This is a genomic window from Aurantiacibacter aquimixticola, from assembly GCF_003605475.1.
GTDB classification, from domain to species: domain Bacteria; phylum Pseudomonadota; class Alphaproteobacteria; order Sphingomonadales; family Sphingomonadaceae; genus Alteraurantiacibacter; species Alteraurantiacibacter aquimixticola_B.
In genome coordinates this window covers 154,500-166,871 of sequence record NZ_RAHX01000001.1, presented here as the reverse complement: position 1 = coordinate 166,871, position 12,372 = coordinate 154,500, and the positions used below count along the sequence as shown (strand labels likewise).

General features: G+C 64.3%; 12 protein-coding genes. 3 read left to right on the top strand and 9 right to left on the bottom strand.

Annotated features, from left to right (window positions below):
• Window positions 1-27: 27 nt before the first annotated feature.
• Entirely contained in the window at window positions 28-1,008 is a 981-nt protein-coding gene (gene truB / locus D6201_RS00880; protein WP_120046994.1) for a tRNA pseudouridine(55) synthase TruB, read from the bottom strand.
• A 146-nt stretch (window positions 1,009-1,154) separates the two neighbouring features.
• Here truB and D6201_RS00875 point away from each other — a divergent pair, with 146 nt between their 5' ends.
• From D6201_RS00875 to D6201_RS00865, 3 genes are read left to right on the top strand one after another with little or no spacing between them, the layout of a single operon-like run.
• A complete protein-coding gene (locus tag D6201_RS00875; RefSeq protein ID WP_120049109.1) occupies window positions 1,155-2,813 on the top strand; it encodes an AbgT family transporter in 1,659 nt (552 codons plus the stop codon).
• 22 nt (window positions 2,814-2,835) lie between these two features.
• Window positions 2,836-4,419, top strand: coding sequence for an AbgT family transporter (locus tag D6201_RS00870; protein ID WP_120046993.1), 1,584 nt, complete (start codon window positions 2,836-2,838; stop codon window positions 4,417-4,419).
• Window positions 4,416-4,907: a flavodoxin family protein gene (locus tag D6201_RS00865; protein ID WP_120046992.1), complete on the top strand. Its 492-nt coding sequence runs from the start codon at window positions 4,416-4,418 to the stop codon at window positions 4,905-4,907. The genes D6201_RS00870 and D6201_RS00865 overlap by 4 nt, the downstream gene beginning before the upstream one ends.
• A gap of 24 nt (window positions 4,908-4,931) precedes the next feature.
• Here D6201_RS00865 and D6201_RS12880 read toward each other — a convergent pair whose 3' ends face one another.
• The 8 genes from D6201_RS12880 to rimP form a co-directional block, all read right to left on the bottom strand.
• Entirely contained in the window at window positions 4,932-5,177 is a 246-nt protein-coding gene (locus D6201_RS12880; protein WP_165853465.1) for a hypothetical protein, read from the bottom strand.
• Window positions 5,178-5,197: 20 nt separating this feature from the next.
• A complete protein-coding gene (locus D6201_RS00860; protein ID WP_120046991.1) occupies window positions 5,198-5,779 on the bottom strand; it encodes a thymidine kinase in 582 nt (193 codons plus the stop codon).
• 120 nt (window positions 5,780-5,899) lie between these two features.
• Complete coding sequence (gene rbfA, locus D6201_RS00855) at window positions 5,900-6,292, bottom strand: 30S ribosome-binding factor RbfA (RefSeq protein ID WP_120046990.1); 393 nt, start codon at window positions 6,290-6,292, stop codon at window positions 5,900-5,902.
• Window positions 6,292-6,714 carry a PaaI family thioesterase gene (locus tag D6201_RS00850; protein WP_120046989.1) on the bottom strand — a complete coding sequence of 141 codons (423 nt, stop codon included), beginning with the start codon at window positions 6,712-6,714 and terminating at the stop codon, window positions 6,292-6,294. Before D6201_RS00850 ends, rbfA begins: the two co-directional genes overlap by 1 nt.
• A gap of 143 nt (window positions 6,715-6,857) precedes the next feature.
• Complete coding sequence (gene infB / locus D6201_RS00845) at window positions 6,858-9,365, bottom strand: translation initiation factor IF-2 (RefSeq protein WP_120046988.1); 2,508 nt, start codon at window positions 9,363-9,365, stop codon at window positions 6,858-6,860.
• A gap of 29 nt (window positions 9,366-9,394) precedes the next feature.
• The gene (locus tag D6201_RS00840) at window positions 9,395-10,123 is read right to left on the bottom strand and encodes a DUF448 domain-containing protein (RefSeq protein WP_120046987.1); all 729 of its coding nucleotides are present in this window, start codon (window positions 10,121-10,123) and stop codon (window positions 9,395-9,397) included.
• A complete protein-coding gene (gene nusA / locus D6201_RS00835) occupies window positions 10,104-11,813 on the bottom strand; it encodes a transcription termination factor NusA (RefSeq protein WP_120046986.1) in 1,710 nt (569 codons plus the stop codon). The genes D6201_RS00840 and nusA overlap by 20 nt, the downstream gene beginning before the upstream one ends.
• Window positions 11,813-12,370: a ribosome maturation protein RimP gene (gene rimP, locus D6201_RS00830; RefSeq protein ID WP_120046985.1), complete on the bottom strand. Its 558-nt coding sequence runs from the start codon at window positions 12,368-12,370 to the stop codon at window positions 11,813-11,815. Before rimP ends, nusA begins: the two co-directional genes overlap by 1 nt.
• Between the last annotated feature and the right edge of the window lie 2 nt (window positions 12,371-12,372).

The window sequence follows — 12,372 nt, the reverse complement described above, 5'->3', positions numbered from 1 at the left end:
GTCTTTCTACCTTATCTGCAGTATCGCTTAGAAATTGAACCCCCGCACGACTTTCATCATGCCCCCGTCGAGTTCCACCAGCGCCACCGGAGTGTCCTCCAGCTTGGCAAAGTACAGCCCGTCGGGGTGGGGCAGATCAGAAACGACCCGGCCTTGTCTGGCCGCCTGCGCACTGTTCTGATCGAGAGCGAGAGCCGGGATACCGTCCAGCCCCGCCTCCAGCGACAGGAGGTGGTCTTGAAGTGGCGCGCCCTTGCCGATTTCGTTGAGATTGTCCAGCGAAATCGCCTGTTCCTCAAGAAACGGCCCGGCCTTCGTGCGACGCAGATAGGTAACGTGGCCGACCGTTCCAAGCGCGTGCGCGATATCCCGTGCAAGAGAGCGGATATACGTACCCTTGCTGACCTTGGCGATGAGCGTGACACTGTCGGCCAGTTCGAGCGGCGCTTGCGGGTCGTAGGGGTCGGGTCGGCCGAGCGTGGTGGCGAAGGTCGAATCCACCCGCATGGCAGGTCCGCCGCCCAGCATCTCCAGCGAATGGATCGTGACCCGCCGCGTCTCCAGCTCGACCTCCTGCCCCGCCCGCGCCAGATCGTAGGCGCGCTTTCCATCGACTTTCAGCGCCGAATATTTGGGCGGCACCTGATCTATCTCGCCGGTGAAATGCTCGCAGATAGCGGCAATGGCAGCGCGCGGCGGTCGACGGTCCGACCGGGCGACCACTTCGCCTTCGGTATCGAGCGTATCGGTTTCCTCGCCGAACTGGATGGTGAATTCGTACACCTTGTCCGCATCCAGCATCCGACCGCTGAGCTTGGTCGCCTCGCCCAATGCGATCGGCAGCACGCCTTCGGCCAGCGGATCGAGCGTACCACCATGGCCGACCTTCGTCTTCGCATAGCCGCCTTCACGCAAATTGCGCTTCACCGCACCCACCGCCTGCGTCGAGCCGAGCCCGCGCGGCTTGTCCAGCACCAGCCAGCCATGCGGTTTCCCGCCGTCGGTCATGCGATGGCCGTTAAGGCGAGTGTCAGGCGGGCTTGCGGAGAATGCGGCACAAGGGCCAGATGGGGAAGGCGACGCCGCGGGTAAAGACCTGCCGCGCTGCGCATGTTACGCCGGACGGCGAATCGAGTGGAGGGACAGGATCGATCATGGCGACAACGGCTGACGCGAGCACGCAGACTCAGACCGGATTTCTCGGCTGGGTGGAGCGGACCGGCAACAAGCTGCCCGATCCGGTTTTCATCTTTTTCTACCTCATCCTGGCGCTGGTCGCGATTTCGGTGATCTGCGCGCTGGCAGGCGTCTCTGCCCTGCACCCCACAACGGTGGACGAGGAAACGGGCACCGCCAGCGTCATCCAGGCCACCAGCCTGCTGTCGGCGGAGAATATCCAGCGCCTGTGGGTGGAGATGCCGACGACCTTCACGCACTTCCACCCGCTGGGTTACGTGCTCGTCGTGATGCTGGGAGCGGGCGTGGCGGAGCGGTCGGGCTTTTTCGCGGCGGGCATGTCCGCTGCGGTCAAGAGCGCGCCGAAATCGCTGCTGACGCCGGTGGTGGCGCTCGTCGCCATGCTCGGCAATCACGCGGCGGATGCCGGATATGTGGTCCTCATTCCGCTGGCAGGCATCCTCTTCGCCGCCGCCGGGCGTCATCCGCTCGCCGGTATCGCAGCCGCATTCGCCGGTGTTTCGGGCGGTTTCTCGGCGAACATCTCTCCCGGCCAGCTCGACGCATTGCTGTTCGGCATCACTGAGGAAGCCGTCGGCGCGAGCATGCTGGATCCGACCTTCACGACAAATATCGCGGGCAACTGGTATTTCATCAGCATGATGACGTTCATCTACCTGCCGATCATCTGGTATGTCACCGACAAGATCATCGAGCCGCGCCTTGGCGCGTGGAAAGGCGTCGCGTCCGCCGGTGCGGGTGCTGCGGACGATACCAGCCCCGATCCCGACGAGCACACCGGTCCCGCCGCGAAGAAGGGCTTGCGCTGGGCCGGCCTCGCCGCGCTGGCCGTGGTGGCGCTGTGGGCGGTCATGGTCTTCGCGCCCGGTACGCCGCTTATCGACGAGGCGGCCTGCCTCGCCGATACCGGCGCCGCCGTGCCGGATTGCTCGATCCACACCGAACTCGATCCGTTCTACAAATCGCTGGTCGCGGCGTTCTTCGTCCTCTTCCTCGCCACCGGCTGGGCCTATGGCAAGGCGGCGGGCACGATCGAGACCCACCGCCATCTGGTCGCCATGATGGCCGAGGCGATGAAGGACATGGGATATTACCTCGTCCTCGCCTTCGCCGCCGCGCATTTTGTTGAAATGTTCGAGTGGTCAAATCTCGGCCTCATCTCCGCCGTTCACGGTGCGGACGCGATCCAGTCGACTGGGCTGCCGCTGCCGCTGGTGATCGGGCTGATGGTGCTGTTCGCGGCGCTGCTCAATCTCTTCATCGGCTCGGCGAGCGCCAAATGGGCGCTGCTCGCGCCGATCCTCGTGCCCATGCTCATGCTGCTCGGCATCAGCCCGGAAGGCGCGACGGCGGCCTACCGCGTGGGGGACAGCGCGACCAATATCATCACCCCGCTGATGGTCTACTTTCCACTGATCTTAGTCTTCGCCCAGCGCTGGCAGAAGGATTTCGGCCTCGGCAGCCTGACGGCGATGATGCTGCCTTATTCGATCTGGTTGCTGATTTCGGGCGTGGCCCTGATCGTCGCGTGGTTCTATCTTGGCATACCGCTGGGGCCCGATGCGCCGGTGGGCTACGAGCTGAACGCCGTGCTGGAACCGGCTCCGGCGCAGTAACCGGCGGCGCGGGGGCGGACAGGTGAGCAGCACGACCGCGCCAACAGCGCAGCAAGGCTTTCTCGGGTGGGTCGAGCGGACGGGCAACCGCCTGCCCGACCCGGTGCTGCTCTTCGTCTATTTCATCGGCGTGCTGGTGGCGCTGTCCGTGATCGCCAGCCTCGCCGGATGGTCCGCAGCCCACCCTGCCGAGATCGACCCGGAAACCGGCACCAACCGCATCGTAATTGTGGAGAGCCTGCTCTCGACCGAGAACCTGCGCCGCCTGCTCACTCTCGTTCCCGAAACCTTCACCCACTTCCCGCCGCTCGGCATGGTGCTGACCGTGATGCTTGGCGCTGGCGTGGCGGAGCGTTCCGGCCTGTTCGCCGCGGCGATGCAGGCGAGCGTCGCCAAGGCACCGCGGTTCTGGCTCACTCCGGCTGTCGCTTTCGCCTGCATGATGGCGAACCACGCAGCGGATGCGGCCTTCGTCGTGATGATCCCGCTGGCTGCGATCATCTACCATGCCGCGGGCAGGCACCCGCTGGTCGGCATCGGAGTGAGCTTCGCCGCCGTGTCGGGCGCGTTCAGCGCGAATTTGATGCCGGGCCAGCTCGACGCGCTGTTGCTGGGCATTACCGAGGCGGCGGTGCAGACCGTGTTCGGCGACTACACGGTCAACATCGCGGGCAACTGGTATTTTATCGCGGCGATGCTGTGCGCTTACCTGCCGGTGATCTGGTATGTAACGGACCGCGTGGTCGAGCCGCGGCTGGGCACCTATGATAGCGCGCTGGCCGGGGACGATGCGCCGACCGAGGATGGGCCGGAGGACATCACTGCCGGGCAGAAGCGCGGCCTGCGAAATGCCGCATTGGCTGCTCTCGCGCTCTCGGCGTTGTGGGTGTTTCTCACCATCGGGCCGGTCGCGCCGCTGGTCGATCCCGACGCTCCGGCAGAAGCGCAGCTCAACCCGCTTTACCGCAGCCTGCTGCCCTTTTTCCTGCTGGTCTTTCTGGTGCCTGGCTATGTCTACGGCCGCGCGGCGGGAACGATCGGCGATCATCGCGACCTGATCGAGATGATGTCGGGTGCGATGAAGGACATGGCCTATTACCTCGTGCTCAGCTTCGTGGCGGCGCATTTCGTCGCGATGTTCGACTGGTCGAACATGGGGCTGGTGCTGGCGGTGACGGGGGCGGACGCGTTGAAGGCCAGCGGCCTGCCGATGTGGGCGATGCTGGTCGCGATCCTGTTCTTCGGCGCGGCACTCAACCTGCTGATCGGCTCTGCCAGCGCCAAGTGGAGCGTGCTCGCCCCGGTGCTGGTGCCGATGCTGATGCTGGTCGGCATCTCGCCGGAAATGACTACCGCGGCCTACCGGGTGGGAGACAGCGCGACAAACATCGTCACGCCGCTGATGGTCTATTTTCCGCTGATCCTGATATTCTGCCAGCGCTGGAATCGCCATTTCGGCCTGGGCAGCCTGACCGCGATGATGATGCCCTATTTCATCGGCATCATGGCGGCGGGCGTTGCGGTCACCGTCACGTGGGTGGTGTTCGATCTGCCTCTCGGCCCGGGTGTCGGCGTGTTCCTGGATGCCCTTCCCGGAAGCGGATGAAAACGCTCCTGATCGTCTGGTACAGCCACACCGGCGGCTCCCGCCAACTGGCTGAGGCAGCGCGAGATGGCGCAAACGAGGCTAGCGGTGTCGATGTGCGCTTTCTCGAGGCGGAGGACGCACAGTCCGCTGACCTGCTAGAGGCCGATGGCTACATCTTTGCCTGCCCCGAAAACCTCGCCGCCATCGCCGGAGTGATGAAGGCGTTCTTCGACCGGACCTATTACGAGGTGCTTGGCCACATCGAAGGCCGACCCTACGCCGCCATGATCTGCGCCGGATCGGATGGCAGCAACGCCCAGGCACAGCTGGAACGGATCGCCACCGGCTGGCGACTGAAACGCGTGGCCGACACGAAGATCGTCAATGTCGGCGCGCAGACGAAAGAGGCGATCCTGGCGGACAAGACAATCGACAAGGCGGACCTTTCATCTGCGCACGAACTCGGCCAAACGCTCGCGGCCGGGCTGGAAATGGGCATGTTCTGACGCGCCGCAGCGGAACCGCCACTCTCACGAAACATTAAATTCACGCCGATCCCGCGCGTCGAGCGCGAAAGATCGGCGCATAGGAGAGAGCATATGAAGAAAATTCTTACCGCCCTTGCCCTTGCCGGAACCGCTGCGTTCCTGCCCGCCTGCAACACCATCGACGGCGCTGTGGAAGACGTCGAATCCGTCGGTGACTGCGCCGATGGCGTGGAAGGCAATTGCTGAAGCCGCCACTGGCCGGAACAGCATAGCGAAGGCGCTGCCCACGGGCGGCGCCTTTGTCTTTTCTAGCGATACATGCCGAGTTGCTCTGCGAAATGGCGGCGGCACAAAGCGACATAGCGCTCATTTCCGCCGATTTCGGTCTGCCTGCCCTCGCCCACGGCATCGCCGCTCTCATCGACGCGCAGATTCATCGTCGCCTTGCGCCCGCAATGGCAGACCGCCTTCAGCTCGACGAGCGAGTCAGCAATCCCCAGCAGCACGGCGGAGCCGGGGAAGAGATCGCCACGAAAATCGGTGCGAAGGCCGTAGCATAGCACCGGGATGCCCGCCTCATCCGCCAGCCGCGCGCATTGCCAAGCCTGCAAGGCTGTGAGGAACTGCGCTTCGTCGATCAGCACGCAGGCGAGCGGGTCGTCCTCGTGCCGGGCGGTGACTTCGCGCCACAGGTTGGTGCCGGGGGTGAAGCGGCGGGCATCGGCGGAAAGGCCGATCCGGCTTGCGATGGGCTGCTCGGATCGATTGTCGATCGCGGCGGTCCACAGCATCGTACTCATGCCACGCTCGCGATAATTGAAATCGGCCTGCAGCAACGTGGTCGATTTGCCCGCATTCATGCTGGCATAGTAAAAGTAGAGCTTTGCCATATGCGGAGGCATAGCTGCCTTGCGTCATTGCGAGGAGCGAAGCGACGCGGCAATCCAGAGTTTTGTAGCGCATGGGACTGGATTGCCGCGCGACCTACGGTCGCTCGCAAAGACGGCTCTCTAGCCTTCCTCCAAATCCCGCCGCACTTTCGGATCGTCGAGCAGCTGATCGATGCGGCTCGCCTCGTCGAAGCTTTCGTCTGCGCGGAATTGCAGCTTGGGCGCGAATTTCAGGCCGAGGCGCTGGGCGACCTCGCGCTGGAAGAACGCCGTATTGCCGCGCAGCGCCTTTACCACCGTCGCCTCGTCCTCGCCCAGCAGCGGCTTCACATAGACCTTCGCATTGCGCAGATCGGGCGACATGCGCACTTCGGTGACCGATATGTTGGAAGCGCGCAGCACATCGTCATGCGCTTCCCCACGCGCGAGCAATTCGGACAGAATGTGCCGCACACGCTCTCCCACCTTGAGGAGGCGAACGGACTGGTCTTCGGGGGCGGTATGGCGGGGCATCAGGCGTCCGGCCCCTTTTCAGCTCCCGGCCAGCCGGTCATCATCGTGGTAGCCGTGGCGCGGGCGCAGAGCTTGCCTTCGTGGTCGAACAGTTCGGCCTCGACGAAGGTCACGCGGCGACCGGTCTTCACCGCCTTCGCCTTCACCGTGATGCGCTCCATCGGCACGGGGCGCATCAGGGAAAGATTGATGTCGAGCGTCAGCTGCAACCCGCCATTGGTCGCCGCATAGACAGCCGCGCCCATCGCTTCGTCCATCGGACCTGCCAGCAGGCCGCCCTGCACCGATCCGCGCATGTTTGCGAACTCGGCGGGCGGCGTGAACGCCATTTCCACCGTGCCGCTCTGTTCGTCCAATGAGACGAACTCGGCGCCCATCAGCTTTGCCGAGGGCCATTGCAGAATATTTGCCGGGCTTTCCATAACTAACTCCATCCCCTCCCATGAACGGGAGGGGCAGTGAGACTTGGTGCCGCGAAGCGGTGCCTAGTCGCAGCGGGGTGGGTTCGGACGGCTCGGGACTGGCCCACCCCCGGCCCCTCCCGCAAGCGGGAGGGGAGTTTCCATCAAAGCGTCCGCTCTTCCTCGTTCACCTCGAACACCTCGAGCTGGTCGCCAGCCTTGATGTCGTTCGTATCCTCGAGAACCACGCCGCATTCGAGGCCGGCGCGCACTTCGTCGACATCGTCCTTGAAACGGCGAAGGCTCGCGATGGTGGTGGCGGAGACAATGACGTCCTCGCGCGTGAGGCGGGCGTGCAGGCCCTTGCGGATGACACCTTCCTCCACCAGCAGACCGGCGGCCTTGTCGCGCTTGCCGGACTTGAAGACCTCCTTGACCTCGGCACGGCCGACCACGTTTTCGACCTTGAGCGGGCCAAGCTCGCCCAGCAGGTCCTTCGTGATCTCGTCGGTGAGGTGATAGATCACATCGTGATACATCATCCGCACGCCGTCGCGCTTCACCAGTTCGCGCGCCTTCGCGTTCGGGCGCACGTTGAAGCCGATGATCGGAGCCTTGGAAGCCGCCGCCAGCGTTACATCGCTTTCCGTGATGGCACCCACGCCCGCATGCAGCACGCGGACCTTGATGTCGTCATTGGAAAGATTGTGCAGCGCGTTGGTAATCGCCTCCACGCTGCCTTGCACGTCGGCCTTCACCACGACCGGCCATTCGATGACCTTGGCGGTGTTGAACATCGTGTCGAAGCTGGTCGGCGCGAGAGCGGTGCGCTTTTCTGTCGCCTTTTCCTGGCGATATTGCGCCACTTCGCGGGCACGCTGCTCGTTCTCGACCACGGCGAGCGTTTCGCCTGCGGCAGGAACGCCGCCAAGGCCCAGAACCTCGACAGGTGTCGACGGCCCGGCTTCCTTGATCTGCTTGCCGGCATCATTGACCAGCGCGCGGACCTTGCCGCTTTCCGTGCCGACGACGAAGGTGTCGCCGCGCCGCAAGGTGCCGCGATTGACGAGCACGGTGGCCACGGGCCCGCGGCCCTTGTCCAGCTGCGCTTCGACCACGGTGGCCTCGGCATCGCGATCGGGCCGCGCCTTCAGTTCGAGCAGTTCGGCCTGCAGCGCGATCTTCTCGATCAGATCGTCGAGACCCGTGCCCTTGGTCGCGGAGACTTCCACGTCCAGCACATCGCCGGACATTTCTTCCACGATCACCTCGTGTTCGAGCAGGCGGGTGCGAATGTTCTGCGCATCGGCTTCCGGCTTGTCGATCTTGTTGATCGCCACGATGATCGGGACATTGGCCGACTTGGCGTGATTGATGGCCTCGATCGTCTGCGGCATGATGCCGTCATCCGCGGCCACCACCAGCACGACGATGTCGGTGACATTGGCACCGCGCGCGCGCATTTCGGTGAAGGCGGCGTGGCCCGGCGTGTCGAGGAAGGTGATCTTTGACTTGTCCTTCGTCGTCACCTGATAAGCGCCGATATGCTGAGTGATGCCACCCGCCTCGCCGCGCGTCACATTGGTCTTGCGCAGCGCGTCGAGCAGGCTGGTCTTGCCGTGATCGACATGGCCCATGACGGCCACGACCGGCGGACGCGCCTTTTTCGTCTCTTCGGGATCCTCGTCCACCGTCGTGTCGATATCGACATCGGCTTCGGAGACCTTTTGAATATTGTGGCCGAACTGTTCGACCAGCAGCTCCGCCGTGTCCTGGTCGATCGTCTGGTTGACGGTGACCATCATGTCGAGATTGAACAGCTCCTTCACGAGGTCCGCGCCCTTCTCGCCCATCCGCTTGGCGAGCTCGCCCACAGTGATGGCTTCGGGCACGATCACGTCGCGAACCTGCTTCTCGCGCGGCTGGCTGGAGCCGCCGCCCTGTGCACGGCGCTCCTTTTCACGCGCACGCTTGAGCGCGGCGAGACTGCGGGCACGGCGGCCTTCGTCCTCGTTCAGCGCCTTGTTGACGGTCAGCTTGCCGGAACGGCGCTTGTCCGGACGTTCTGCCGGGCCGCCACGCTTGGGTTTCTCTTCGCGCTTGGGCGGACGCTTTGGCTCCGGCCGGGCAACGGGCGTGAACCTGCGCGCGGCGGGTGCCTTCGCATCATCGGCAGGCGCGGCAGACGCATCGGCAGCCTCGTTCGCCGCAGCGGCCTCGGCCTTCGCCTCCGCCTTGGCATCGACCTCGGCCTGCTTTTCGGCCTGTTCCTTGGCCTTGGCGTTGTCCTCGGCGCGCTTCTTCTCGTCCTCGGCAGCCTTCTTGGCCTGCTGGTCGTCGCGCTTGCGCGCTTCTTCGGCCAGACGCAGCCGCTCTTCCTCGGCTTCGCGCTGGAGGCGAGCGACGCGCTCCTGCGGCGTCTCGTCGGAGGCGGCGGGCTTCTTCGGCGCAGGCTTCGCCGCTGCCGGAGGGGGCGGCGGGGGAGGCGGCGGCGGGGGCGGCGGCGGTGCGGCTTCGCCCGGCTTCACGAGCTTGCGGCGACGCTTCACTTCCACCGCGACCTTGTTGGTGCGGCCATGGCTGAAGGTCTGCTTGACCTCGCCACCATCGACCGAACGCTTCAGCCCCAGGGGCTTGCGAGTGCGTTTCGGTGTGTCGTTCTCTTCGCTCATAAGCTCTTCAAGTTCCTACAAATATCAATTCATGCTTCGGCGCGGGCAGCATCATCGCCACCAGCACCATCGCTAGTCCCTGCCGCCAGAGCGGCCCCCAGAAAGGTCTGCAAGCGTCCCAGCGGGATCGCGACCCGTCCGGCCGATTTCGCATCGACCAGCGCCAGGTGGACGACATTGTCGCGGCCCAATGCCACAGACAGGGCCTCCCGGTCCAGTGGCAGGACGGTGCCGCGAAGGCCGGAACCTTCTTCATCGCGCCCTACCCGCCAGGCCTGGTCCAGCTTGCGCCGGCCGTCCTCGCTCGCATCGCTTGCGTGAAAAAGCGCGGCGACCTTGCCCATCCGCGCGTCGTCCCGGATCCTGTCGGATCCCAAGATGATACGTCCCGAGCGCATTTCCAGCCCTAACCGCTGAAGAAACGCCTTGGTCAGGCCTTGCTCGGTCAGTTCCGCGAGCGTTTCCGGGATGGAAAGCTGCCCTGTCTTGAATGCACGCGAAAGTGCACCGCGCAGCTTTCCGCTGGCGATCGCCTCGGCCAGTTCGGCCTTGGTGACGCCGATCCATGCCCCCCGCCCCGGCGCCTTGGCCAGCGGATCGGGCAGCACATCGCCATCGGGCGAGAGCGCCAGGCGCACGAGCTCGTCGCGCGACCCGTTGTTCCCGGTCAGCACGCAGCGCCGCTCGCTCCCCTTTTCGGAAGAGCGCGCGTCGTCGGCTTTAGGCGAACCTAATGGATCATTTGGAGGATTCCGCATCTGCGGCCTCCTCTGCTTGGGTCTCGGAAGCGGCAGCCGGAGCGGCCTCTTCCTCGTCCTCGGACCCCCCAGGAGCCGCCTGCGGCTCCTCGTCTTCGAACCAATGCGCGCGGGCGGCCATGATGATCTCGTTGCCCTGCTCTTCGGAAAGACCGTAGGCGCCGAGCACGCCGCCCTTGTCCTGCTCTCGCATCGGGCGATCGCGGCGCATGGGCGGGCCGGCATCCGGCGACTGCCGGCGGCGCGGCGCTTCGCGCTTCTTTGCGATCAGCTCGTCGGTCGCGAGATCGGCCAGATCGTCGAGATCCTTGATCCCGGCCTTGCCCAGCACGACGAGCATTTCCTCGGTCAGGTGCGGAATATCCGCCAGCGCATCGTCGACGCCCAGCTCGCGGCGAGCGGCACGGTGCTCTTCTTCCTGACGGTCGAGCGCTTCCTTGGCGCGGCTCTGCAACTCTTCCGCCAGTTCGTCGTCAAAGCCTTCGATCGCGGCAAGCTCGTCGAGCTCGACGTAAGCGACCTCTTCCAGCTCCACGAAGCCTTCGGCGACGAGCAGCTGCGAAAGCGTTTCATCGACGTCCAGCTCTTCCTCAAACATCTTGGAACGCTCGGCAAATTCCTTGCTGCGCTTCTCCGAAGCTTCTTCCTCGGTCATGATGTCGATCTGGCTGTCCGTCAGCTGGCTGGCGAGGCGCACGTTCTGGCCGCGGCGACCGATGGCAAGCGACAGCTGATCGTCGGGAACAACCACTTCGATGCGGCCTTCTTCCTCATCAAGTACCACGCGGCTGACGGTCGCGGGCTGGAGCGCGTTGACGACGAAGGTCGCCGTATCCTCGCTCCAGGGAATGATGTCGATCTTCTCGCCCTGCATTTCCTGCACGACGGCCTGGACGCGGCTGCCCTTCATGCCGACGCAGGCACCGACGGGGTCGATACTGGAGTCGTGGCTGATGACGCCGATCTTGGCGCGGCTGCCCGGATCACGGGCTGCGGCCTTGATCTCGATGATGCCATCGTAGATTTCGGGCACTTCCTGCGCGAACAGCTTGCGCATGAAATCGGGATGCGCGCGGCTGAGGAAGATCTGCGGACCACGATTGTTGCGCTCCACCTTCATGATCAGCGCGCGGATACGTTCGCCGACACGGGCGGCTTCGCGCGGGATCTGCTGGTCACGGCGGATGACGCCCTCGGCGCGGCCGAGATTGACGATCACATGGCCGAATTCGACCGACTTGATCACGCCGGTGATGACTTCGCCGCCGCGATCCTTGAATTCCTCGAACTGGCGCTCACGCTCGGCATCGCGGACCTTCTGAAAGATCACCTGCTTGGCACTCTGTGCATCGATGCGACCGAGATCGTCCATCGCAGGCAGCGGATCGACGATGAAATCGCCGACGCTCGCGCCGTCTTCCAGCTTCTGCGCCTGCTCCAGATCGACCTGCTTGAAATAGTCCTCGACCTCTTCGACCACCTCGACGACGCGCCACAGGCGCAGATCGCCGTTGACGGGGTCGAGCTTGGCGCGGATGTCGTTTTCCTGGCCGAAGCGCGCGCGGGCGGCCTTCTGGATCGCTTCTTCCATCGCTTCGATCACGATGCTCTTGTCGATCATCTTTTCCGATGCGACGGCATTCGCAATGGCGAGGAGTTCCGCCTTGTTTGCCGAAATGGGGCTGGCCATCAGTCCTGGACCTCTTCTTCGTCTGTTTCTTCGATATCTTCGACGCCCGACAGGTCGAGCGGCTGCGTAGCGGCGATCAACTTGTCCGTCAGGATAAGCTGCGCCGAATGAATGTGTTTGCGCGGCACGTCTACACGGCCGGCACTCTTGTCCTCTATCGTAACCGTTTCGCCTTCGATGCCGATCAGCTTACCGGAAAGCTTGCGGTGGCCGTGCACTTTCTCGGAAAGCGAAAGCTTGGCGTCGTGCCCCGCCCAATCGGCGAAATCCTTCGCGCGGGTCAGCGGACGATCGATACCCGGGCTGCTCACTTCGAGATTGTAGGCACCTTCGACGAGGACGATGCCCTCCTCTTCAAGTGCGTCCAGCTTTTCCGAAATGCGGCGCGAAAGCTGCGCGCATTGTTCGACCACCAACTGCCCGGTCGCCGAATCTTCCGCCATCACCTGGAGAGTGCGCTCATCGCTGGAGCCGGTCATCTTCACGCGCACGAGTTCGAAGCCGAGCGCTTCGGCTTCGGGTCCGATCACTTCTGTCAGGCGCGCAATATCGGCCACTC

Excerpts from the sequence above, each read along its gene's own strand:
- truB (WP_120046994.1), bottom strand. The coding sequence starts at position 1,008 with ATGACCGACGGCGGGAAACCGCATGGCTGGCTGGTGCTGGACAAGCCG.
- D6201_RS00875 (WP_120049109.1), top strand. The coding sequence starts at position 1,155 with ATGGCGACAACGGCTGACGCGAGCACGCAGACTCAGACCGGATTTCTC.
- D6201_RS00865 (WP_120046992.1), top strand. The coding sequence starts at position 4,416 with ATGAAAACGCTCCTGATCGTCTGGTACAGCCACACCGGCGGCTCCCGC.
- D6201_RS00860 (WP_120046991.1), bottom strand. The coding sequence starts at position 5,779 with ATGGCAAAGCTCTACTTTTACTATGCCAGCATGAATGCGGGCAAATCG.
- rbfA (WP_120046990.1), bottom strand. The coding sequence starts at position 6,292 with ATGCCCCGCCATACCGCCCCCGAAGACCAGTCCGTTCGCCTCCTCAAG.
- D6201_RS00850 (WP_120046989.1), bottom strand. The coding sequence starts at position 6,714 with ATGGAAAGCCCGGCAAATATTCTGCAATGGCCCTCGGCAAAGCTGATG.
- infB (WP_120046988.1), bottom strand. The coding sequence starts at position 9,365 with ATGAGCGAAGAGAACGACACACCGAAACGCACTCGCAAGCCCCTGGGG.
- D6201_RS00840 (WP_120046987.1), bottom strand. The coding sequence starts at position 10,123 with ATGCGGAATCCTCCAAATGATCCATTAGGTTCGCCTAAAGCCGACGAC.
- nusA (WP_120046986.1), bottom strand. The coding sequence starts at position 11,813 with ATGGCCAGCCCCATTTCGGCAAACAAGGCGGAACTCCTCGCCATTGCG.